Source organism: Moraxella sp. K23, assembly GCF_041154765.1.
GTDB lineage: Bacteria > Pseudomonadota > Gammaproteobacteria > Pseudomonadales > Moraxellaceae > Faucicola > Faucicola tetraodonis.
Window position 1 is genome coordinate 1438588 of sequence record NZ_AP031595.1, and the last position, 23832, is coordinate 1462419.

Annotated in this window: 20 protein-coding genes; 11 read left to right on the top strand and 9 right to left on the bottom strand. The window is 44.3% G+C overall.

The annotated features are described in order from the left end of the window. Positions 1 to 72 precede the first annotated feature (72 nt). Together ACAM37_RS06250 and ACAM37_RS06255 are read left to right on the top strand one after the other, a co-directional pair. Positions 73 to 1866 carry an acyl-CoA dehydrogenase C-terminal domain-containing protein gene (locus ACAM37_RS06250; protein WP_369625765.1) on the top strand — a complete coding sequence of 598 codons (1794 nt, stop codon included), beginning with the start codon at positions 73 to 75 and terminating at the stop codon, positions 1864 to 1866. A gap of 144 nt (positions 1867 to 2010) precedes the next feature. Then, positions 2011 to 3795, top strand: coding sequence for an acyl-CoA dehydrogenase C-terminal domain-containing protein (locus ACAM37_RS06255; protein WP_050324226.1), 1785 nt, complete (start codon positions 2011 to 2013; stop codon positions 3793 to 3795). A gap of 59 nt (positions 3796 to 3854) precedes the next feature. Here ACAM37_RS06255 and ACAM37_RS06260 read toward each other — a convergent pair whose 3' ends face one another. The 3 genes from ACAM37_RS06260 to clpB all read right to left on the bottom strand — a co-directional run bounded on the left by ACAM37_RS06260 (position 3855) and on the right by clpB (position 7577). Further along, on the bottom strand, positions 3855 to 4097 hold the full coding sequence (locus ACAM37_RS06260; RefSeq protein ID WP_369625766.1) for a hypothetical protein: 243 nt from the start codon (positions 4095 to 4097) through the stop codon (positions 3855 to 3857). A 200-nt stretch (positions 4098 to 4297) separates the two neighbouring features. Beyond that, positions 4298 to 4873, bottom strand: coding sequence for a dCTP deaminase (gene dcd, locus ACAM37_RS06265; RefSeq protein ID WP_007116249.1), 576 nt, complete (start codon positions 4871 to 4873; stop codon positions 4298 to 4300). Between the two features lie 106 nt (positions 4874 to 4979). Next, complete coding sequence (clpB, locus tag ACAM37_RS06270; protein WP_369625767.1) at positions 4980 to 7577, bottom strand: ATP-dependent chaperone ClpB; 2598 nt, start codon at positions 7575 to 7577, stop codon at positions 4980 to 4982. Positions 7578 to 8246: 669 nt separating this feature from the next. Between clpB and ACAM37_RS06275 the strand changes: the two genes are divergently transcribed. The 8 genes from ACAM37_RS06275 (at position 8247) to ACAM37_RS06310 (ending at position 15514) form a co-directional block, all read left to right on the top strand. Continuing rightward, entirely contained in the window at positions 8247 to 9410 is a 1164-nt protein-coding gene (locus ACAM37_RS06275) for a zinc-dependent alcohol dehydrogenase (RefSeq protein WP_369625768.1), read from the top strand. 43 nt (positions 9411 to 9453) lie between these two features. Next, positions 9454 to 10287, top strand: coding sequence for a trehalose-phosphatase (otsB, locus tag ACAM37_RS06280; RefSeq protein ID WP_369625769.1), 834 nt, complete (start codon positions 9454 to 9456; stop codon positions 10285 to 10287). Beyond that, positions 10275 to 11690 (top strand): alpha,alpha-trehalose-phosphate synthase (UDP-forming), encoded by a 1416-nt coding sequence (locus ACAM37_RS06285; protein ID WP_369625770.1) that lies wholly within the window; start codon positions 10275 to 10277, stop codon positions 11688 to 11690. Before otsB ends, ACAM37_RS06285 begins: the two co-directional genes overlap by 13 nt. A 54-nt stretch (positions 11691 to 11744) precedes the next feature. Continuing rightward, positions 11745 to 12842: an acyl-CoA dehydrogenase gene (locus tag ACAM37_RS06290; protein WP_369625771.1), complete on the top strand. Its 1098-nt coding sequence runs from the start codon at positions 11745 to 11747 to the stop codon at positions 12840 to 12842. Next, positions 12830 to 13651 carry a PIG-L deacetylase family protein gene (locus ACAM37_RS06295; RefSeq protein WP_369625772.1) on the top strand — a complete coding sequence of 274 codons (822 nt, stop codon included), beginning with the start codon at positions 12830 to 12832 and terminating at the stop codon, positions 13649 to 13651. Before ACAM37_RS06290 ends, ACAM37_RS06295 begins: the two co-directional genes overlap by 13 nt. After that, the gene (locus ACAM37_RS06300; protein WP_369625773.1) at positions 13644 to 14246 is read left to right on the top strand and encodes a class I SAM-dependent DNA methyltransferase; all 603 of its coding nucleotides are present in this window, start codon (positions 13644 to 13646) and stop codon (positions 14244 to 14246) included. The genes ACAM37_RS06295 and ACAM37_RS06300 overlap by 8 nt, the downstream gene beginning before the upstream one ends. 14 nt (positions 14247 to 14260) lie before the next feature. Then, entirely contained in the window at positions 14261 to 14980 is a 720-nt protein-coding gene (locus ACAM37_RS06305) for a glycosyltransferase family 2 protein (RefSeq protein ID WP_369625774.1), read from the top strand. A gap of 321 nt (positions 14981 to 15301) precedes the next feature. Beyond that, positions 15302 to 15514, top strand: a complete 213-nt coding sequence (locus tag ACAM37_RS06310) for a cold-shock protein (protein ID WP_007116258.1) — start codon at positions 15302 to 15304, stop codon at positions 15512 to 15514. A 211-nt stretch (positions 15515 to 15725) separates the two neighbouring features. Here the strand turns inward: ACAM37_RS06310 and ACAM37_RS06315 are convergent, their stop codons facing one another. Both ACAM37_RS06315 and ACAM37_RS06320 read right to left on the bottom strand, forming a co-directional pair. Then, positions 15726 to 16286: a response regulator transcription factor gene (locus tag ACAM37_RS06315; RefSeq protein ID WP_369625775.1), complete on the bottom strand. Its 561-nt coding sequence runs from the start codon at positions 16284 to 16286 to the stop codon at positions 15726 to 15728. Between the two features lie 9 nt (positions 16287 to 16295). After that, positions 16296 to 17603, bottom strand: coding sequence for a sensor histidine kinase (locus tag ACAM37_RS06320; RefSeq protein ID WP_369625776.1), 1308 nt, complete (start codon positions 17601 to 17603; stop codon positions 16296 to 16298). Between the two features lie 326 nt (positions 17604 to 17929). Between ACAM37_RS06320 and msrAB the strand changes: the two genes are divergently transcribed. Then, positions 17930 to 19663 (top strand): bifunctional peptide-methionine (S)-S-oxide reductase MsrA/peptide-methionine (R)-S-oxide reductase MsrB, encoded by a 1734-nt coding sequence (msrAB, locus tag ACAM37_RS06325; protein WP_369625777.1) that lies wholly within the window; start codon positions 17930 to 17932, stop codon positions 19661 to 19663. Positions 19664 to 19792: 129 nt separating this feature from the next. On the opposite strand, the gene ACAM37_RS06330 is transcribed toward msrAB, so the two are convergent. The 4 genes from ACAM37_RS06330 to ACAM37_RS06345 form a co-directional block, all read right to left on the bottom strand. After that, entirely contained in the window at positions 19793 to 20605 is an 813-nt protein-coding gene (locus ACAM37_RS06330) for an SDR family oxidoreductase (RefSeq protein ID WP_369626843.1), read from the bottom strand. A 401-nt stretch (positions 20606 to 21006) separates the two neighbouring features. After that, complete coding sequence (locus ACAM37_RS06335) at positions 21007 to 21810, bottom strand: SDR family oxidoreductase (RefSeq protein WP_099834483.1); 804 nt, start codon at positions 21808 to 21810, stop codon at positions 21007 to 21009. Between the two features lie 97 nt (positions 21811 to 21907). Next, positions 21908 to 22672: a histidine phosphatase family protein gene (locus ACAM37_RS06340; protein WP_369625778.1), complete on the bottom strand. Its 765-nt coding sequence runs from the start codon at positions 22670 to 22672 to the stop codon at positions 21908 to 21910. Positions 22673 to 22680: 8 nt separating this feature from the next. Further along, entirely contained in the window at positions 22681 to 23748 is a 1068-nt protein-coding gene (locus tag ACAM37_RS06345; RefSeq protein WP_369625779.1) for a phosphotransferase family protein, read from the bottom strand. Positions 23749 to 23832: the final 84 nt, after the last annotated feature.

Genomic DNA, 23832 nt, shown 5'->3' on the forward strand with positions numbered 1-23832 from the left:
TATCTTAGAGATATAAAACCTTAGTATTGGGGTAGGTTTTTTTCTTTTTAAGACACTAATCAAGGATATCGTATGCAATATAAAGCACCGCTTCGTGATATGAAATTTGTCATGCATGAATTATTAAAATTTGAAGATCACTACAAAACCATTCCTAGCTATGCCCATACGGATAAAGAAACGATTGATAGTTTCATAGAAGCAGGTGCAAGCTTCTCAGAAGCAGAATTGTCACCCCTTAACCGTTCAGGCGATGAAGAAGGCTGTCGTTTTGAAAATGGTAATGTATATACGCCAAAAGGCTTTAAAGAAGCTTATAAACAATACTGTGAATTAGGCTTTCCTTCTTTATGTGCCGATGAAGAATTTGGCGGTCAAGGTATGCCATTGTCATTGGGTTCAGCGGTCAGTGAAATGGTAGGTACGGCTAACTGGTCTTTCTCAATGTACCCAGGTCTATCTGAAGGTGCTATCCGTACGCTAGAACACCACGGTACCGATGAACAAAAACAAAAATATTTATTGAAACTCGTCAGCGGTGAGTGGACAGGTACCATGTGTCTGACCGAAGCACATGCAGGTTCTGATTTAGGTATTACCCGCACCAAAGCTGAACCCAATGAAGACGGTTCATACGCTATCACCGGTCAAAAAATCTTTATCTCAGCGGGCGAACACGACATGGCAGACAACATTGTCCATATCGTACTAGCGCGTTTACCGGGTGCGCCAGCAGGTACCAAAGGTATCTCATTGTTCATCGTACCAAAATTCAATGTCAACGAAGATGGCTCTATCGGTGAGCGTAACCCTGTTACCTGTGGTTCGATTGAACACAAAATGGGTATCAAAGCCTCTGCAACTGCGGTATTAAACTTTGATAAAGCCAAAGGTTATTTGATTGGACCTGAAAACAAAGGTCTAAATTGTATGTTTACCTTTATGAATACTGCCCGTATTGGTACTGCGATTCAAGGTCTCACTGCGGCGGAATTGGCTTTCCAAGGTGGCTTAAGCTACGCCAAAGAACGTCTTGCGATGCGCGCATTAAGCGGTGCAAAAGCGCCAGAACAAGTGGCTGACCCAATCATCGTCCATCCAGCAGTGCGCAACATGGTATTAACTTGTAAAGCGTTTGCTGAAGGTGGCCGTGCCCTCGTCTACTATCTATCACAATTCTCTGATGTGGTAACTAAAGGTGAAGGCGAATCACAAGCTTACGCTGACCAAATGTTGTCTTTTTTAACCCCAATTGCGAAAGCTTTCTTAACTGAAACAGGTTATGAAGCAGCCAATCACGGTGTGCAAGTGTATGGTGGTCACGGCTTTATCCGTGAATGGGGCATGGAACAAAACGTACGTGATACGCGTATTGCTTGTATATATGAAGGTACCACTGAAATCCAATCACTCGACTTGTTAGGTCGTAAAGTATTGGGTTCACAAGGTAAAATGCTAGCTAACTTTAGCAAAGTCATTTATCAATTTTGTGAAGAAAACAAAGACAACGATGCGATGGGTGAATTCATTCGTCCACTGGCACGTCTGAATAAAGAATGGGGCGATTTGACTGCTCGCATTGGTATGCAAGCCACTGAAAACCCTGATGCAGTGGGTGCAGCGGCGGTTGACTACATGTACTATAGTGGCTACATCACCCTAGCTTACCTATGGGCTCGTATGGCGTTAGTCGCTCAACAAGCGCTCCAAGGCGACACCACTGAGACCAAATTCTATCAAGCGAAAATCAAAACTGCTCAATTCTACTTTGCAAAACTATTGCCTCGCACCTTAACTTACGTCAAACGTATTGATACAGGGCTTGAGCCATACATGACTATGGAAGTTGACGAATTCCAATTCTAATTTTTTACTAAGCTTTCCAGTGTAGTAATAAAATTATGATAGAATCATTGATAGTATAATTTTTTATTCAATCCTTAGGTAGCAAAAGCTATTTAAGGATTTGTCTCATTTCGAATTACGAGCTAACCCATAAAAGGAAATAATATGCCTATTTATAATGCGCCAATTCAAGACATGAAATTCATTTTAAATGATGTATTCAATGCAGCCGATTTTTGGCAAAAAAATGAACAGTTAGCCCATGTTGACAGTGATACGGTCAATATGATTTTAGAAGAAATGTCAAAATTTGCTAAAAATACGTTACTGCCCATCAACCGCTCAGGCGATGAAGAAGCAGCACAATATCTAGGTGAAGGCAAAGTAAAAACCCCAACTGGTTTTAAAGCAGCATTTGACGAATATGCACAAGGCGGCTGGATTGGTTTGGGCGGCGATCCAAATCATGGCGGTCAAGGCATGCCAAAAATGGTGACTATGCTCGCTGAAGAGATGGTATTTACCGCCAACCAATCATTTGCGCTCTATCCAAACCTATCGGGTGGTGCGTGCATGTGTATCTACAACGCAGGCTCTGAAGAACAAAAACAAACCTACCTAGAAAAAATCTACTCAGGTGAATGGACAGGTACGATGTGTTTGACCGAACCGCACGCAGGTACGGATTTGGGTATCATCAAAACTAAAGCCGTGCCAAACGAAGACGGTAGCTACAGTATCACAGGTACCAAAATCTTTATCACCGCAGGTGAACATGACTTAGCGGACAACATCATCCATTTGGTATTGGCAAAAACCCCAGATGCCCCAGCAGGCTCAAAAGGGATTTCATTGTTTATCGTACCCAAATTCCATGTGAATGCGGATGGCTCATTGGGCGAGCGTAACGCGGTAAGCTGTGGCTCTATCGAGCACAAAATGGGTATCAAGGCGTCAGCGACTTGCGTCATGAACTTTGATGGTGCCAAAGGTTTTATGGTAGGCGCAGAAAATACCGGTCTTGCGTCCATGTTTATCATGATGAACTATGAGCGTTTGACAATGGGGTTACAAGGTATTGGTGGCGCTGAGTTAGCGTATCAAAACGCCACAGCTTATACCCTTGACCGTATCCAAGGTCGCGCCGATAGCGGCATCCAAGAACCAAACAAAGCCGCTGACCCAATCGTATTTCATGCCGACGTTCGCCGTATGCTGTTAAATGCTAAAACCATCAGTGAGGCCTCACGCTGCTTTGCGATGTATGTCGCCAAAGAACTTGATACCAACAAATATACCGATGATGCTGCTGCAAGAAAAGCTGCTGATGACCGTGTTGCCTTATTAACGCCAGTTGCTAAAGCATTCTTAACCGACCGTGGTCTTGAAGCGTCAATTGATGCACAGCAATGCTTTGGTGGTCATGGCTATATCCGTGAATGGGGTATGGAACAAATCGTACGTGACACCCGTATCTCGCAAATTTATGAAGGGACCAATGGTATCCAATCACTTGACTTATTAGGTCGTAAAGTGGTGAAAAACGGCGGTGCGTTTGTGACAACGTATGTGCAAGAAATGCGTGATTTTGCCAATAACATGAACGCAGACCATGCCATCAAACAAGCAATTTTAACATCAGCGGATAAACTTGAAGACTTAACCAAAGCGGTTGTGGCAGCGGCAGCGGTCAACAAAGACGAAATCAATGGCTGTGCGGTTGATTACTTACAAGCCTTTGGTTATGTCAGCTTTGCTTATATGTTTGGCTTGATGGTTGAAGCAGCAAATGGCAAAGAAGGCGACTTCTATGCCAACAAAGCAAAATTAGCAGATTACTATGTCGGTCGTATGTTGCCACGCTTAGATGCGCATATTGCGATGGTAAAAGCAACAAGCCAACCCATCACAGCATTCGACCGCGATTATTTTGCGGCAACCATTGCTTAATCCCTACTTAAACATAAAAAAATCGGCCACTTGAGCCGATTTTTTTATGAATTAACATGTTAGCGAAGCATATCGTCATCGTCATCTGCCAACGATTCATCTTCATCAAAATCGAAGTCTTCATATTCAAAATCCGCTGAGTCGTTTTCTTCAACGACAGCAACACACTCTTCATATAATTCAAAAATATATTCTTTGATATCACTTTCTTCTTGGTGTTTATTTGGCGTGAGTTTGGCTTCTTCTTCATAGATGAATTTTGCCAAATTTAGCGCGACATAGTTATTACTTAGTTCAATCATGGTGTTATCCTTCTTATGTGCGGTATTATTATGTTAAAACGATAGCGTTAGCGCATCGTTAGTATGACATATTCAAAAATAGAAAGCTTAAAGCAGTTGTAAGCTCGTGTAAAATTTGAGCGTTTAACAAATTAACGCCATAAAATATAAAACCCACCGAAGTGGGTCTATGTAACTGCTTACTGCTTATCGTTTGCCATTTACGCTTTGGGTAAGGTCACGCCCATTTGACCTTGGTACTTACCACCACGGTCTTTGTAGGAAGTTTCGCACACATCATCCGCATCACTTTGGAAAAATAGCATTTGCGCCACACCCTCGCCGGCATAGATACGCGCGGGCAAGTTGGTGGTATTACTAAATTCAAGCGTCACATGCCCTTCCCATTCTGGCTCAAGCGGTGTGACATTGACAATAATACCGCAGCGCGCATAGGTAGATTTTCCCAAACAAATGGTCAATACATCGCGGGGAATACGAAAATACTCGACAGTACGAGCCAAGGCAAATGAGTTGGGCGGGATGATACACTCATCGCCCACGATATCAATAAAGCTACGCTCATCAAAGTTTTTTGGGTCAACGATGGCAGAATGGACATTGGTAAATACTTTAAATTCGCGCGCGCAGCGGACATCATAACCATAACTTGAGGTGCCGTAGCTGACCAATTTTTGTCCTTGTTCGCCCACACGTACTTGACCTGCTTCAAATGGCTCAATCATGCCATGCTCTTGTGCCATTTGGCGTATCCAGCGGTCGGATTTGATCGACATTTTGTTTCCTCAAATTTCAAATTTAGGCAGAATTATACTGTAATTTGCTACACATAGGCGAAAAAAAACGGCTTTCGAGTGAGAGCCGTTTTTTTTGGTGAGAAAATTAACTCATACGCAATTTATCAAAGGTCAATTTATCTTGGGCATCGACATCCACTTTGATGGTATCACCCGCCACAAACTCACCCGATAACAATTTGACTGATAGCGGATTTTCGATTTCTTGCTGGATGGCGCGTTTTAGCGGTCTTGCACCATACACAGGGTCATAACCCACAGCGACCAATTGAGTCATGGCTTCATCTGACAATACAATATTCATGTCACGCTCTTGAAGACGTTTACGTAAGCGTGACAGTTGAATATCTGCAATACCCGCCATTTGCTCTTGCCCTAATGGATGGAACACCACGATTTCATCAATACGGTTGACAAACTCTGGGCGGAAATGCTGATTGACTGAATTCATCACTGCCGCTTTGATTTCTTCGTAGCTATCGCCTGCCATTTCTTGGATTTTATGCGAACCAAGGTTTGAAGTCATGATAATGACGGTGTTTTTAAAGTCCACAACGCGACCTTGACTGTCGGTCAAGCGACCATCGTCTAGCACTTGCAGTAAGATATTAAACACATCAGGATGCGCTTTTTCTACTTCATCAAACAATACCACACTGTAGGGTCGGCGGCGTACCGCTTCGGTCAATACCCCACCTTCTTCATAACCCACGTAACCTGGGGGTGCACCGACAAGACGGCTGACACTGTGTTTTTCCATAAATTCAGACATATCAATACGAATCATGGCATTTTCATCATCAAACAAGAAACTTGCCAATGATTTGGTCAATTCAGTTTTACCCACCCCTGTCGGACCTAGGAACAAGAACGAACCGCTAGGACGATTGGGGTCAGACAGCCCTGCACGACTACGGCGCACCGCATTGGCGACTGCTTGTACCGCTTCATCTTGACCGACTACGCGCTCATGCAATTTTTCTTCCATGTGCAGCATTTTTTCACGTTCGCCTTGCATCATTTTGGTAACAGGGATGCCTGTTGCAGCAGCAACGACTTCAGCGATTTCGTTTTCGGTGACTTTGTTACGTAGCAGTTTGACGCTTGGCGCTTCCCCTGCTTGCTCTTTTTGCTCAGCCAAGTCAGAATCTTTAATACGTTTTTCCAGTTGTGGAATGGTTTCGTATTGCAGTTTTGACATGGTCTCGTAGTCACCTTCACGCTGGGCTTTTTCATAGGCGATACGCGCTTTATCAAGCTCATCTTTGAGCTGTTGGCTACCTTTAACGAGGGCTTTTTCTGCTTGCCAAATTTCATTTAAATCTGCGTATTCTTTTTCAAGCTCGCTGATTTGGGTGTCGAGCAATTTTAGCTGGGATTTTGCGCCCTCGTCATCTTCATGCTTTAACGTTTCACGTTGCATTTTGAGCTGAATCAAACGGCTGTCTAATTTTCCCAAGGCTTCTGGTTTACTATCAAGTTCCATTTTTAGACGGCTAGCCGCTTCATCCACCAAGTCAATAGCTTTGTCAGGTAGCATACGGTCAGTGATATAACGGTTACTCATCCGCGCCGCGGCAATAATCGCACTGTCTTGGATATCGACCCCATGATGCAGTTCATAACGCTCTTTTAAACCGCGCAAAATGGCAATGGTATCTTCCACGGTAGGCTCATCAACCAATACTTTTTGAAAACGACGCTCAAGGGCGGCATCTTTTTCGATATATTGGCGGTACTCATCAAGGGTGGTCGCGCCCACGCAGTGCAGCTCGCCACGCGCTAACGCAGGTTTGAGCATATTACCCGCATCCATCGCGCCATCGGCTTTACCCGCACCTACCATAGTATGAATTTCATCAATGAATAAAATGACTTGCCCTTCACTTTTTGCTAGGTCGTTAAGTACCGCTTTTAGGCGTTCTTCAAACTCACCACGGAATTTTGCCCCTGCAATCAGTGCGCCCAAATCAAGCGATAATACGCGTTTATTGCGCAAGCCTTCTGGCACGTCACCATTGACGATTTTTTGTGCCAATCCTTCAACAATGGCCGTTTTACCTACACCCGGCTCACCAATGAGCACCGGGTTGTTTTTGGTACGGCGTGATAATACTTGAATGGTACGGCGGATTTCGTCATCACGCCCAATCACGGGGTCAAGTTTGCCCGATTCAGCACGTGCGGTTAAATCGATGGTATATTTGTTTAAGGCATCACGTTGGTCTTCGCTATTTTGTGTATCCACTTTATCACCCCCACGAATAAAATTAATGACTTGTCTTAGTTTTGGCTCATTGACCCCTGCTTTTGTGAGCAGTTTTGCGGTGTCGCCCGTCTCTGCTAGGGCAACCAGCACCCAGTCAGTAGATAAGAACTGATCGCCCGCTTTTTGCGCGTGGCGCTCTGCTAGATTTAAAATCTTAGCCGTATTTGGGCTGAGATTGACATCACCTGTGGGTGTACCAATCACCGCTTGGTTGTTGAGCGATTGTTGCACGTCTGTTTTTAACTGATTCAAGTTTGCGCCTGCCTGTTCATACACATTGGCATTACTCGGTTCATTGAGTAGCACTGACAATAAATGAATCGGCTCAATCGCGGTATGATCACGAGTGACAGCAAGCGTTTGTGCCTGCTGAACCGCGTTTTGTAAGGCATTAGTAAATCTATCAAATTGCATTATTATTTTTCCTTTTAGCTTTAAACTAATTAGCTTTGAACTAAAATTGATATGGTGTTTTGATAAATCGTTTCAATATCCACCTTTAAAATTTTTTGATTGTCAATGTTTTTTTTGATGATTGATGATGGCTGTGTTTTCAATTATCACTTGGGTCAATAGCTTGCAAAATTCATCGTGTTACCTATTAAAAATTGACAATAAAAATGTAGATAAAGTCATAAACCAACAAATTTTGGCTTAATGCATAACTTCCAAAGGGATACACCTAATCAGTTTTACTGACTGAGTTTTTGTTGTTGGCTGATATGCGTTTCCTTTTAATACCTAATAGCGAATTAGCGGCTTGATTTTTATTAGCCGCCTTGACCGTTATTTTTTAAAAAAATTACGCGAACCAAAGTTTAAGCCATAGCTAAAAATTGATACTAAAATTTTATGGACAATTATTAAAATTATATAATATTTTCAATGGTTTATTTTAAGATTACTTACATTACATTAACCTATCTACTACATGAATAGACAACAACCATGCATGGCGCATGTTACTCTGCACAACATCAAATGATAACGCTCCATAACATATTAGTTCAGTGGCGCTGCTTTATTTGGTGAAATAACAGTCAAAAAACAATAACAGCAAAACAATAACCAGGAGTAATACCCATGCGTGCATTAACCTACCACGGTGCCAAAGATGTTCGAGTCGACAATGTTCCCGACCCACAGTTACAAGCCAAAGATGATATTATCTTAAAAGTTACCGCTACCGCCATTTGTGGCTCGGACTTACATTTATACCGTGGCAAAATCCCTGCGACCGAAGAAGGCGATATTTTTGGTCATGAATTTATGGGGGTGGTCGAAGAAGTGGGCGCTGACGTCACGGCGGTAAAAAAAGGCGATCGCGTGGTGATACCTTTTGTAATTGCCTGTGGTAGCTGCTTTTTTTGTCAAAATGATTTGATGGCAGCCTGTGAGACCACCAACGAGGGTCCAGGCGCGGCGATGAACAAAAAGCTTATTCCGCCACCTTCGGCGTTGTTCGGTTTTAGTCATTTATACGGCGGTGTGCCTGGTGGACAAGCAGAATATGTGCGCGTCCCAAAAGCCAATTTTGGTCCTTTTAAAGTCCCAGGTTCATTGCCTGATGAGAAAGTGTTGTTCTTATCGGATATTTTACCGACTGCTTGGCAAGCAGTGACGAATGCCAATGTCACCAAAGGTTCGACTTTGGCTATCTATGGTGCAGGACCTGTGGGCTTGCTATCAGCCGCCTGTGCCAAAATGTTAGGCGCGGCACAAATATTCATCGTTGACCACAATGACTATCGTCTGCAATACGCACAAGATACGTATGGCGCAATTCCTGTCAATTTTGACAAAGTTGATGCCGCAGAAGCAATTATTGAGCAAACTGCGGGGCATCGTGGTGTCGATGCGGTGATTGATGCCGTTGGTTTTGAATCAAAAGGCAGCGTGGTTGAAACGGTATTAACGACGCTTAAGCTTGAAGGCTCAAGTGGCGCGGCATTACGCCAGTGTATAGCAGCGGTACGCCGTGGTGGTACAGTCAGTATTCCTGGGGTGTATGCAGGTCCGATTCATGGTTTCTTGATGGGTGATGCGTTTGACAAAGGGTTAACCTTTAAAATGGGTCAAACTCATGTACATAAATACTTGCCACAACTGCTTGAGCATATTGAAAATGGGGATTTATCGCCTGAAGCGATTATTACCCATCGTATGAATCTATCGGATGCGGCAAAAGGTTATGAAATCTTTGATAAACGTGAAGAAGAGTGTCGAAAAGTGATTTTGACACCGTAATTTTACCTTGTCATGGATAGATTTGGAATGATAAAAATATAAGATGAGTGTGAGTCACCTTCATACCCTGATTAATCATTCAGTCACTAGCCCCTCACAACTTTTAGCTAATAATTTAGCCAAAGTTGTGCAAGGGGTTTCTGGTTTGTTGCTACTGTTAGATATTGATGGGACACTGAGTGAATTTCACCCCGATCCCCAGCAAAGTTTTATCAGCAATGATAATTTAGCAATTTTAGCGCAGTTACAAAATCATATACCCATTTGGCTAGTAACGGGGCGTTCAGTTGCCGACGCTAGGCGTTTGACAGCGCCGTTAAAACTGCCGGTGATTGGTAGTCATGGTTTGCAATGCGATACGCTAATCGATAGCTATTCTTTGGTGGACATCGATTTAGCGCAGCTACAACAAATTAATCAAAGCGTCATTAACGCCACTGGTGATCATCCACACTGGCGCATTGAGCAAAAACCTTTTGGTGTGGCACTGCATTTTCGTGAGCATCCCGAACTTGCCGATAACGCTTTAACTATCATGCAAGCTATTGGGCAAGATTTTAATGATTGGCAACTTAAAGCAGGCAAATGTGTGTATGAGCTATTGCCGCAAGGGGTCGATAAAGGCAGTGCCATTAACCATGTTTTAAAACACTATCATCCTCATTGCCATCCGATATTTATCGGCGATGATGTGACCGATGAAGCAGGATTTATTGCTGTACAAAGTTATGGTAATACACCCAATAAGAAAGGTAGTGATATCAAAGGAATTGGTGTCAAAGTCGGTTATGAACCTACCCATGCCCATTATTATGTGAGCGATGTCTCAGCGGTTACCGCGTTACTTCAAGGATTATTGACCCTATGTCAAAGTTGATTGTATTATCGAATCGGGTTAATTTACCTAATAAACAGTCACCTAAAGCTGTGGCAGGGGGGTTGGCAGTAGCGCTTCAAGAAGCCCTTGCCAAAGATGGCGGTATTTGGGTCGGTTGGAACGGTCAAGTAGTGACAAATATCAGCGATATGCCCGATACCGTCAATCAATTTGCGACTGAGCAGCATGATAAAGTCACCTATGTCACGACGGCTTTTTCACCCATGCAATATGAAAAGTATTATTGTGGTTACGCCAATAATCGACTTTGGGCGGGGATGCATGACCGCACGGATTTGATTGTATCAAGTAGTGAAGATTTTAGCGTTTATCAAGCTGTCAGTCGTATGTTTGCCAAACAACTACAGCAAATAGCGCAGCCTGACGATATGATTTGGATACAAGATTATCATTTTTTTGCGGTAGCAAGGCATTGCCGTGACTTAGGCATGAAACAGCGCATTGGCTTTTTTTTACATATTCCATTTCCCCAGTTATGGGTGTGGGATTTTTTGACCTATGGTCAAACGTTAATCAATCAGTTACTTGATTATGACGTCGTCGGATTACAAACTCAACCAGACGCTCAAAATTGTGCCGCGGTGATTGAGCAGCTACTCCCCCACGCCATCCAGATTACGCAAACAAATGGGCGTACACTCATTAGCCATGGCGATCATACCACCTTAATACAAGCCTATCCCATTGGTATCAATCCTCTCTATATTCATAAGCTTGCCAGTCAACCGCTGTCAGACCCAGCTGTGTTAAAAAATCTCACTTCAACTATCACCACGATTGTAGCGGTGGAACGTCTGGATTACACCAAAGGCATTCCTGAACGCTTACAAGCTTTTGCCGCCTTTTTGCAGCGTTATCCACAATATCTTGAACGGATTCAGCTGTATCAAATTGCTTGCCCATCCCGTCTCGATATTCAAACCTATCAACAGTTACGACAACAAGTGCATACCCTAGTTGAGCAAATTAATAGCCAATTTGCTACTGCCAGTTGGCAACCGATTATCTATCAAGAAGACCCTGTCAGTCATGACAATTTAATGCCGTTATTTAGGCAATGCCAAATTTGTTGGGTTAATTCGCTAAAAGACGGCATGAATTTGGTGGCAAAAGAATACATTGCCGCACAGGATGAACAAAACGCAGGGATTTTGATTTTGTCTAAAAATGCGGGGGCAGCGCACCAACTACAGCAAGCTATATTGGTCGACCCGAATAGCAACGACAGTATGATAGAAGGCTTATACCAAGCATTAACCATGACCAAACAACAACGGGAAAAACGTCACCAATCGCTACTACGGGGCATTTATGAGACCGATATTGACACGTGGCGAGCGCATTTTTTGGCAGATTTAACCCACAGGGATAAAACTCCATAACCCAATCACAGAGACAACAAAATAGACCATAAAACAGCCAATGAGAAACTCACAATGACACCAGTGTTGGATCATGCTTTACCTACCGACTATCATCAATCGGACTTGAGTAAATTAATCACCGCTATTTTGCAAGACTTTCGCAGAACGGTTGATAAATCACCTAAACTAAGCGATGCCGCTTATGTGACACAATTAAAGCAAACTTTGTCACAGTTGGTGCTTTTGTCCGCCCAAATTGCCTTGCCTGCTGACGGTCATACTTTACAGCGCTGGCAAGTATTGGCACAGGTTGCGGCTTGTGATTTGAACTTGGTCAAATTTTTTGAGTCGCATCTTGATGCATTGGCGATTCTGGCAGAATTGGGCGTGGACGATATCGCTGATGGCCTATGGGCAGTATGGGCAGCAGAAGGCGGTGATGAGCCACTGCGTTTTGATGGCAAAACATGTACGGGACAAAAACTGTGGTGTTCGGGTGCGACCTTTGTCGATCATGGCTTGGTTAGTTTCCGAGATGCCCATAATAACGCCCAATTGCTGATGTTAACCATGAAGCAACCGCAAATCACCATTGATGACAGCGGTTGGTATGCGGTAGGTATGCCCTACACGGCGACAGCCACGCTCCATCTAAAAGGCGCTAACGCCACCCAAGTCATGTCAAATGCGATTGCCAAAGGTAGCAGCCCTTATCTTGACCGCCCAGGATTTTGGCAGGGTGCGGCAGGGGTAGCGGCTTGTTGGTATGGCGCGGTAGCGCAGTTGGCACAGTTTTTATTGGAGAGTTTTCAGCAAAAACCCCAAGCCTTTAAAGCACTTTATCTTGGCGAAGTATCGCAAGCACTCAGTGTCACCCAATCGTACTTTTATCAAGTTGCGCAATTAATCGATAGTGAGCCGAGCCAAAGTCATGCACTCGCCATCCGTATCTTAAGAGCGCAAGTGGAGACTACCGCCATGCTAGTGCTTGAAAAAGTTGGTAAAGCCTTGGGCGCAACGCCTTATTGTAAAAACGCCCATTTTGCACGGCTAGCGGCAGATTTATCGGTATTTATCCGTCAAACCCATGGCGCATTTGACAGTGAAGCGATTGGCAAATTGACTGCCGAACAGCTAGGCGATTCACAAGGGGGATTATGGCAACTGTAGATTCTAAGCTCGCCCTACTGCATCCGATTGTGGGTGACCGTTTGATTGCAGGCGACGGCACCTCTGCACAAGACTGGCAAGCCTGGCAAGGGTTAGATAGTCTCACCAGACTCGATATATCGACCCATTTCCCTACCCATCGGCGCGTGTGTATTTTTGCGCCGCACCCAGATGATGAGATTTTAGGCTGTGGTGGGCTGCTGCAAGCGTTGGTGGCTCAAGGTAACCAGGTATTGATTGTTAGTGTTACCCAGGGCGAAAAAAGCCACCCTAATTCACCGCTGTATCCGACTGACAAACTGGCAAAAATCCGAGCACTTGAAAGCCAGCTTGCGCTTGAAACGCTGGGTAGCAGTTTGGATTTGCCCAATGTGTCGATGACTACTTTGAATTTTCCTGATGGCGAAGTTTTTGGGCGGCAAGCGGATTTTTTTGATAAGTTAACATCGCTGATTCAGCCCGCTGATATTTTAATCACCCCATTTGCGTACGATGGTCATCCCGACCATGAAGGCACTGGGCAAGTGGTGCAGCGTTTTGCCAATACATTTAAAAGCCGCCTAAATTTGACCTGCTATCAAGTGCTGATTTGGGCATGGCATTGGGCAAAGCCCGGCGATAGCCGTATTCCCTGGCACAAGGCATGGCGATTTGATTTAAGCGAATTGCAGGCGCAGCGAAAAAGTTATGCCATGCGCTGTTTTAGCAGTCAAATCTATGCTGACCCAACAACGGGAACAGCGCCTATTTTGTCAGATACCACGTTAACTAGGCTTAGCCAACCGTTTGAGGTATATCTTCATGACTGATGTGTCAGCGTATTTTGCCCAAATTTATGCCGATAGTAGCGACCCTTGGCAATATGAAAAACGCTGGTATGAAGTGCGAAAACGCGCGATTTGCTTGTCATTGTTGCCCTATCCGCATTTTGCCAAGGCGATTGAACTTGGCTGTAGCAATGGGGTATTTAGTGAGCAGTTAGCCCAGCGCTGCAATTATTTGCGGTGTGTGGATGGGCAACTTGAGGCAGTCAAACTTGCCAGTGAGCGTCTGCAAAAAAAGGCGCATGTGCAAATTATGCAAGGCTTGATACCGCAGGATTTGCCCAGTGAGCGATTTGATTTGATTGTAGTCAGTGAGATTTTATATTACTTGGCGCCTGACGCCCTGACCGAAGTCATCGCTTGGCTCAACACCGCATTGACCGACAATGGCGTGATTTTAGCCTGTCATTGGCGCTATCCGATTGACGGGTTTCAACTGACAGGCGAAACAGTCCACGACAGTTTGCAACAACAGCTGCACTACCCTCAGCAAAGTCATGTGATTGACCAAGATTTTTTGTTGACCATTTGGCAAGCCAATCACCAAAGCCTTGCCAAGCAAGAAAATCTAGTGGAATAACTGAGAAAAGCATCATGGCAAATACTCCAGTCACACAGCGGCGACCCAAAAAAATCGGCATAGTCATCCCTGCCCATAATGAAGCCGATAGCATCAGCGCGTGTTTGGATGCGATTAAACAGGCGATTGCACAGCTATCAAGCGACATAGTGGTACAAACGGTGGTCGTGCTAGATAGCTGTGATGATGATACCTTATCAAACGTACAAAACGCCCACGTAGATTGGCTGCGCTGTGAGTTTCGCTGTGTGGGTAAAGTCAGGGATTTGGGCGTGCGCTACTTAATTGAGCAAGGGGCGGATTGGATTGCTTGCACCGATGCTGATAGTATGGTGGAAGCTGATTGGTTAGTTGCACAAATCAAACATCTAAAAGCTGAGCCTACAACTACGCCCACAGCCATGATATGTGGCGTAGTGAGCATCGATTGTTGGGATGCATTGTCAGAGAGCACCAAACAGCAATACCTCGCCCATTATCAAGATTGTATGAATCATCGCCATATCCACGGGGCAAATTTGAGCTTTGCCAGTCAAGATTATCTGGCGGTGGGTGGTTTTGATGAACTAACTTGCCATGAAGATGTACGTTTGGTCAAAAAATTTGAGCAAGCCAATTTACCCATTATTTGGAGTAATTTGGTACGTGTGGTGACTAGCAGTCGCCTTGACGCCCGCGCTGAGGAAGGGTTTGCCCATTTTTTAAGGGGTCTAGAGAATCAGCCTTCGGCTTAAATGAAAACCAGCCTTTGAATGAAATAAAGGTAAAAAGTTGGCTTTAACACAGTTCACTTACAAAACTATTGTGATATTCCTTGCTATCTGCCGGTATTACTATATACTGGACAACAGCTAGAAAGCAGTCAGAAGTTTCAATCGCATTACATTAAGTCTATTCTAAGTTCGTTTCCATTACGCTTGTGTCCTAGATTTTAAGTCAATCGTGTATCAAAACTGCCGCAATTCTTTCATACCGAATAGAATCGTGTTGTGGCTTAGTTCCAGCTTTAGGGTCAGATGACCACTTTTAAAATCTATCTAATCAAGGACAATCCTATGTCAAATACTGTAAACGGCACCGTAAAATGGTTTAACGAATCAAAAGGCTTTGGCTTTATCGAACAAGACAATGGCGGCAAAGACGTTTTCGCACATTATAGCCAAATCGCAAGCTCAGGTTTCAAAACATTGAGCGAAGGTCAACGCGTATCTTTCGTTGTGACCCAAGGTCAAAAAGGCGATCAAGCTAGCAATATCGTTGCTATCTAAGGTTAGCTAAGCCTACTATCGTAAATGGTCTGATATCGTGACTGCGTGAATAACGCGTCATTGAGTAATTAGCCATTTGCCTAGATATCAGAAAATAGCTATCAAAAAAGCGCTTATTTATTATAAGCGCTTTTTTTGTGTTTTGTGCTCACCCAACTCTTTGACTGACTCGGCCGATAATTTGTGGGCTGCTGTGTGCGGTTAAAAAAGGTTATTGCGCATCCACTTTACGTTTTTTTTGTAGTTTGCGCTGTAGTGTGCGCCGGTGCATTTTTAGTACTCTCGCGGCCTCACTGATATTGCCTTGGCATTCATCTAATACTTGGTGAATGTATTCCCATTCGTGATGTTCAAGTGACAAACGTTCATCTGTGGCACTACCGATTGACTTTGTAGGGGCTACTACGATGTCCAATACTTTATAGATGTCATCGAGGCTACACGGCTTAGGCAAATAATGATACGCGCCCATTTTGACTGCACTGACGGCGGTCGCAATGCTGGCATAGCCAGTAAGCATTAAAATTTTGGCGGTGGGGGTAATAGCGAGCAAAGGCTCAATCAGATGAATACCATTGTCATCACCGATGTTGAGATCCAATACAATAAACTTGGGTAATTGCTTCTTTGCCAGTTGTAGCGCGCTATCGGCATTGCTGGCCGTTAATACCTGATTGCCCTGTTTTTCCAATGACTTTTTTAAAATACGGCAAAACACCTCATCATCATCAATGATAAGCCATGTCTCTGTTAACAGGGGTGAATGTTGCAACCTATTCTCCTACAATAAACTGGCGAGCGCATCGATTACTGGTAAAGTTATCTTTACGCACGTACCTGAATCATCTAACCTTTTTTTCACGGGTGAATTTTGCTTATTGGTCAGCTCAAGGTGTCCGCCAACATATTCTATAACCGTTTTGGCAATCGTCAAGCCAAGTCCTAAGCCATGATCAGATTCGATGGCGGTTTGGTGTTGGATACGCTGTACCATGCTACTGTCGATACCCTGTCCGTTGTCTTCAATAATAATCATTACGTTTTGAGCAAGCTGTAGGCTAATAGCAAGCTTTGTGGCTTGTGCCTGCATGGCATTATTGAGCATATTCATCACAATAGAATACAGCTGTTCTTCACTCAAGGGCACAGCGATCGGTTGTGGTGGTACATTGAGTGCTACTTCAACATGAGGGTTGATAAATTGCCAATCATTGACGACTTTGGGCAGTAGCGTTGGTAAATTTGATGACGTGACCCATGCCAATGGCTCAGATTGCGCTGGCGGCAGCGCATTGGATTGGATGTGGGATTTGAGCTTGTGCAGCGATTGGCGGCAGACGTCGATTTGTGACTGTAACAGTTTAATATCATCCAACAATTCATCGTCTTCCTCTAATTGCTGGGCAATGTCATCGCTCAGTAATTGCATCGACGCAATCGGCGTGCTCATCTCATGGGCGATATTGGCCGCAAGACTACTGATGGCAAGCAACCGACGTTGTTGGTGAATAGCTTGCTGCGCTTTCTCAAGCGCCTGATAACTGCGGCTCATCGCTTGTTTAAAATAAACCGTTAAGGCGGTTAACATGATTGCCGCAAAAATAAACACCCCAAACATACCCAGTAAATGGAGTTTTTGACCCACCGCATGATCATGGTGGCTAAGGGTCAGCGGCACATAACAATACCATAACAGCGTGTACAGCCCAACTGACAGCACCGACAAGCCGATGATGTGCACGGTGCGCATCACCATAGACGCCACAGCAATCACCGTTAAAAATAAGGTAATCAACGGATTGGCGGCCCCACCTGAATAATAAATAAAGGCTGACCACGCCAGTAAATCCCCGATAAACCCCGCCATTGTGACCCAAGAGTGTTGGGGATTAAATTGTCGAATAACCATTAAGCGTTTAGTCAGTTCAACGCTTATCCCATAAATAATGGTAATCGTGAGCAGATGATTGATTTGCTGTTTGGCAACGCCCCATTGGTCGGCACAAATCATGGCGGCGACCATAATAGCTAACCAGGTATAGCGAGCAATCATGGGGGCTTTTGCGACGTTCTTGATGGCTTGATGCATGGGCAAACTTTTGACGAACCATAAAACAAGATTTTAGCATGAAGCAGCCGCACTTTGAGCGAACTTTGAGCGAATTAACGTGTCAAAAGTAAATCAATGGCTAGTCAATACTAGGATAACTACAAATGCACCAAAAGTTTTCTCCTTAAACCCTATGGATGATGGCATAATTTTTTTAATGTTAATTTTTAAAACTTTAAAGTGTGCTTATTTGCTGATTCAGTTACAATCAGATAAAGGCTCACTTTATGTTTGTAATCAAAAATTTATTTGAGTGCCAACTCACCGCTATCTTTGACGCTTTATAAATAGATGAGAAATGTACCATGGTCAATTTTCCTCAAAGTGCTAAGAATTTAACCGTTACCCTATTAATCAGCAGCCTGCTGTTGCTTGGCTGTCAAAAAATGAATGCCAAAGAAAACGCTGGCTCTGCGCGTGCTACTAGCAAAGCGGATTTATTGCCGACTGATACGTTAGCGACCTTACAAGGTTTGAGCCAAATTAACCCAAAATTAGGTAAAATGGGTCGTCATGTGATCGATCCCAACAAGCCAACTGTGGTGAAATTTTGGGCAAGCTGGTGCCCGCTGTGTTTGGCAACGCTCCAAGAAAGCGACGCATGGGCACGGCAGTATCCCAATATGAATGTCGTCAGCGTGGTCAGTCCAGGTCATTTGAGTGAAAAATCCCCGCAAGATTTTCAAACTTGGTACACAGTGCTTACTAAAGACTATGCTAACCTACCGGTGCTTATGGATAACTATGGCAAGCTGATTAAACAATTTGGCGTGCAAGTCTATCCCAGTTTTGCGATTTTAGATAAACAAGGCAATTTATTAAAACTGGTCAAAGGCAATCTTACCCCAGCACAAATACAAGCCTTATCAGACAATGCTAGCAACGACTTTGCAGAACTCAAAGCCATGAATCAAGCAAAAAATCCGCCTAGCCAGTCTGACCAAGCTGATGAGCAGGCTAATAACCAAACTAGCAAGCAAGCCGCTAGCATCAAAGCTTTAGCACCGATTAACCATAACGGTGTGTATTATCAAGCAGATGGTAAAACCCCGATTCGCACGCATACTATCTATCTAGCGGGTGGCTGTTTTTGGGGACTAGAGGCCTATATGGAGCGCGTGGATGGCGTGGTCGATGTGATATCGGGTTATGCCAATGGCAATAGCGCGAACCCGAGCTACGAGCAGGTGATAGCAGGCTCAGGGCACGCAGAAACCGTCAAAGTTATTTATGATATCGATAAAACCAATCTTGAGACCCTCTTGGCGTACTACGTGCGAGTGATTGACCCGACCAGTCTCAACAAACAAGGCAATGACCGCGGGGCGCAATACCGCACCGGCATTTATTATACCGATGCCAATGATAAGCCAATCATTGATAAAACCCTTGCCGATTTGGCAAAAAAATATCCGCAAAAAATTGTGGTAGAAAATAAACCCTTGGCGAATTTTTATGACGCAGAAAATTATCACCAAGATTATCTGAGCAAAAATCCCAATGGCTACTGCCATATTGATATTAGCCTTGCCAATCAAAAAATTCCCGTTATCAAAGCCTTAGCGCCTGCCACGACAGTCACCGAGGCGCTCAATCCTACCCGCTATCAAAACTACGATAAAAATGTAAAAAGTCGGTTGACCCAAGCGCAGTATGATGTCACCCAAAAAGCAGCTACAGAGCGCGCCTTTAGCCATCAATACGACCATTTGTTTGCTAAAGGTTTATATGTGGATATCGTCAGTGGCGAGCCGTTGTTTTTATCCACCGATAAATATGATTCGGGGTGTGGCTGGCCGAGTTTTACCAAACCCATTAGCGCAAACGTCATTACCACCTCAACCGATAGCAGTTTTAACATGACACGAACGGAAGTGCGCTCACGGGTCGCCAACTCACATTTGGGGCATGTGTTTGATGATGGTCCCAAGGATAAAGGCGGATTACGCTACTGTATCAATGGCGATGCGCTACAATTTATCGCTTTGGCAGACATGCAAGCGGCGGGCTATGGTGCACTTATGCCCTTGGTAAAATAGCCAGTCAACTAGGCAGCACGTTGACTGGTATCGATATCAAAAACGCTTTGACAAGCCATCAGCTGCCAATGCGTTTTTAATAAGGCGTTGTTGATTATGCTGAGACTTTAAAATTTTTTAAAAATGGGCTTATAAAAATTTGGTCATCACCCTGAGCGGCAATATTTTCATACCAATCCCAATCGGCAGCCAAGGCCATGCTGGGACAAAGGCTTCATTTACTTTGGCTTCAATCGCTTCGACAATCGCTTCGACGCCCTCTTCTTCTGTACTTTCAAACGGCAAATATTTGGCACCGATATTGAGCTCAGTACGGATATAACCGGGGTAAATGGTGGTGACAGTAATCGGACGTTTTTCCTGCATCATATCAGCGCGAATGCCTTCGGCTAAATTTGCCAGTCCCGCTTTGGCAGCGGCATAAGTGGTAAGATGACGGGGCAAACCACGAACCGCTGACATACTTGAGATGACCACCAACTGACCGCTGTTTTGCTGGCGAAAAATCTTCATCGCCGCCTCACACTGGGCAATCGCTGCGATAAAATTGACTTCCGCGGTATGGCGATTGGTCTCAAAGCGTCCATGACCAATGACGCGGCTATCGCCCACCCCTGCATTGACGATAATTTTATCAATGGTTTTCCCTCGGGTTTTGCAGTCACTCACAAAGCTATCAAATACCGTAAAAATCTGCTTATAATCGGTGACGTCCAAAGTTTTGACAGAGACTTTGACAGGATACTTGCTTTCAATGTCTTGCTTTAACGCATTTAATCGCTTTTCTCGTCTGGCACAAATTGCCAAATCATAGCCTAGATAAGCAAAACGGCGTGCCATCATCGCGCCAATCCCTGAACTAGCACCGGTAATCAATACGGTTTTGCCTTGACCGATACCTTGTAGCTCAGCCAATGAGCGGCGATTGACCAGTTTTTTCATTACAAATTGACCGTATTTATCAATTTTTTGTAGCGCGTTTTCAAGTTTTTTCATCGTTTGGTTGCCTGTACCACTCAGTTATCGTAATAATAAATAAAAAATCATCAAAGAGTCGCTGATTTTATCATTACGACCCTTGTTTAGCCTACTGCAAATATCATTATAGGCGTTAAATACATAAGATAAACAAGGATGGCGATAGGGTTAATGATGACTGATACGATTTAGCCCTTCATACTAGTTAGCGCTTCACACTCATTATTTTTTATAACACACTCCTAATCGGTGATGTTAAATCTGTCGCCAAAGGCAAATATACAGGCTGGCAGTACCCTATATTAAGACAATAAAAAACCCAAATTAGCGCAAGGTCTCATTTGGGTTTTTTACGACTTTTTAGTTTATGCCAAACCATTGACCCATGTCAGTGGGGCGTTTTTCATCCAATCACTCATCAGTGTCCACGGTTGTTCAGGGACACACGCTTCATCAGGCTCGCCTTCAATTGCGATTGCCAATGCTTTGGTGCCGATTTCTTCACTCACTTCAAAGGGTAACGGTTTAGCGCCTTCGTTAATCTCAGTGCGTATATATCCTGGATATATCGTTGACACTTTAATCGGTAACTCAGATATCAGCATATCGGCGCGAATCCCTTCAGCAAGCTGTGCAATCGCTGATTTACTTGCCGCGTACACTGACATGTGTTTTGGCAGACCACGGAACGCCGACATACTTGAAATAACCACCAAATGACCGCTATTTTGGGCGCGAAAAATTTCCATCGCCGCTTCACACTGGGCAAGACCTGAGATAAAATTGACTTCGGCAGTTTTGCGATTAATATCAAAATTACCCTTGCCAATACGGCGACCCTCACCGACCCCTGCATTGATGATGATACGATCAAGCTTGCCAAACTCTTCGGCAAATTCATGAAACACTTTAAAAACCTGCGCATAATCAGTCACATCGAGTGCCTTGACACTGACTTTAATCGTCGAATTATCCGCTAACAGGTTGGCTTTGAGTTGTTCTAGGCGTTCGGTACGGCGCGCACAAATTGCCAAATTATAGCCCATGCGAGCAAAATGGGTCGCCATGCCTGCCCCCAGCCCCGAGCTTGCGCCAGTAATCAAAATGGTTTTGCCCTTGCCCACTTGGTTATCGATAAAAGGCGATAAGTCAGTGTTCGGGGGTGTCATTGTGGTTTGAATTTGCTGCAGTAATTCCGGTAGTGTTTGCATTGTTTTTCCTTAATTCTTCCTTAAATTTTTAAATAATAGGCTGATAAAATAAACCTTAGCGCCAAGTCACCATCTGCTCGCCTTGTTGATACAAATAGCTAAACTCATTAAAGGTCTGTAAAAAAACACCTTGGTCACTCACGCGAAATTGGTGCACACTGGCATTGGCGATATGCCAGTTCAAATCAAAAGCTTGGACATCCGATAGTTTCATCACTTGCTGCATGATACTGGCAATCACGCCACCTGAGGTAAATACCATCGCATGTTCATGCTCGCCAGTTTGGGCAATTAAACGCTCAAAACTGTTCCAAGTGCGCTGCAAAAAGTGTTGCCAACTTTCATCATAGTCGCTGTCATATTGACCGCTTTGCCAACGGCTCATGGCTTGGGTAAAAATCTCAGTAAAGCTAATTTCAGGGTGTGTTTGACTGGACAAATACGCCATAAAACTGGCTTTATCCGCAAATGGCAATCCCGCTTTATAAAGAATTTGCTCATGATTAAACTCATTAAAACTGCTATCTTCACCGAGCAATAGCGGCATGGTCAAACTGGGATTTGCTATGTTTTGCACATGGTGAGTGATTTCGGTCAGTTCAATGCCTTCACGGGTGACATAATAATGGCTTAAAAAATGCTTGAGACTGTCTTTTTGGCGCGCCATGCTGCCTGACATCAGCGCGTGCACTTGCCGACCTGACTGGCGAAAACTATCACCAAGCCACTGGGTCTGAGCGACACCTTTTGGGGACAGTTGGTCATAATTGTCTGCGCCAAATGACGCTTGCCCATGACGGACAAGGCTGATGAGTTTCATGAAAATCCCTATGATTTATGATTATTTTTTTCGATAAGCTCGACACAGCGCTCGTATAAGGCATTGACAATCACGCCAAAATCTTTGAACGCCGGATTATCCGTCTGCCCATGATAATAGCGGTAATAAATCTGCTGCGCAATCGCTGCCAAGCGAAACACCCCAAACACCTCGTAAAAGTGCCAGTTGTCCACTTTTAGGCCCGTTTTTTGTAGGTAATATTCGACCACTTCGGCACGGGTCATCATGCCTGGCAGATTTGTCGGCTGACGGCGCGTAGCTTTCATCACCGCATTGTCATCGGCTTGAATCCAGTAAGCTAACGCACAGCCCAAATCCATCAAGGGGTCGCCTATCGTTGCCATTTCCCAGTCAAGCACGCCAATGATGTTGGTTGGATTGTTTGGGTCTAAAATCACATTGTCAAAACGCCAGTCATTATGAATTACGCTAGTTTTGACATCTGTTGGGGTGTTGGCTGTTAACCACTGACGCACATCGGCGAAATCAGGCACATCAGGTGTGCGGGCTTGCTCATAGCGTTTATCCCAGCCCATAACTTGACGCTCGCAGTAGCCTTCGCCTTTGCCAAGTGCCACCAAATCAGGGTTTTGGGTGTAATCGACCTTGTGTAAATCAATCAGTGCATCGACCACCTGTCGGCATAGTTCGCTGACTTGCTGTTCGCTTAACGTCAACGCTTTTGGCAAATTGGCGCGGGGAATAATGCCTTCGATGCGATCCATGACATAAAAATCGCAACCAATCACGCGGTCATCGGTACACAGGGCGACCATATTGGGGACGCGTGGGTATTGTGATTGTAGCGCTTTTTGAACTTTGTACTCACGCACCATATCATGGGCGGATTTGGCTTTGGTACCTTTGGGTGGGCGGCGTAAAATCAAATCACGGTTGGCATATTTTAGGCGGTATGTCCAGTTGGATGCGCCCCCTGAAAATTGGGTGACTTCTGGCTGACCTTGCAAAGCGATACCTTGGCTCATTAAATACTCGGTGACCGCATTGCTGTCAATCTCTTCGCCTTTGCGTACTGGGTTCGCAGTATCAAGCATAATTTCATCCTTGTTTTTATCTTGTTTTTTAACTTGTATTTTTAACTAGATCAAATAGCAAAATGACGTAACCTGACATTACGC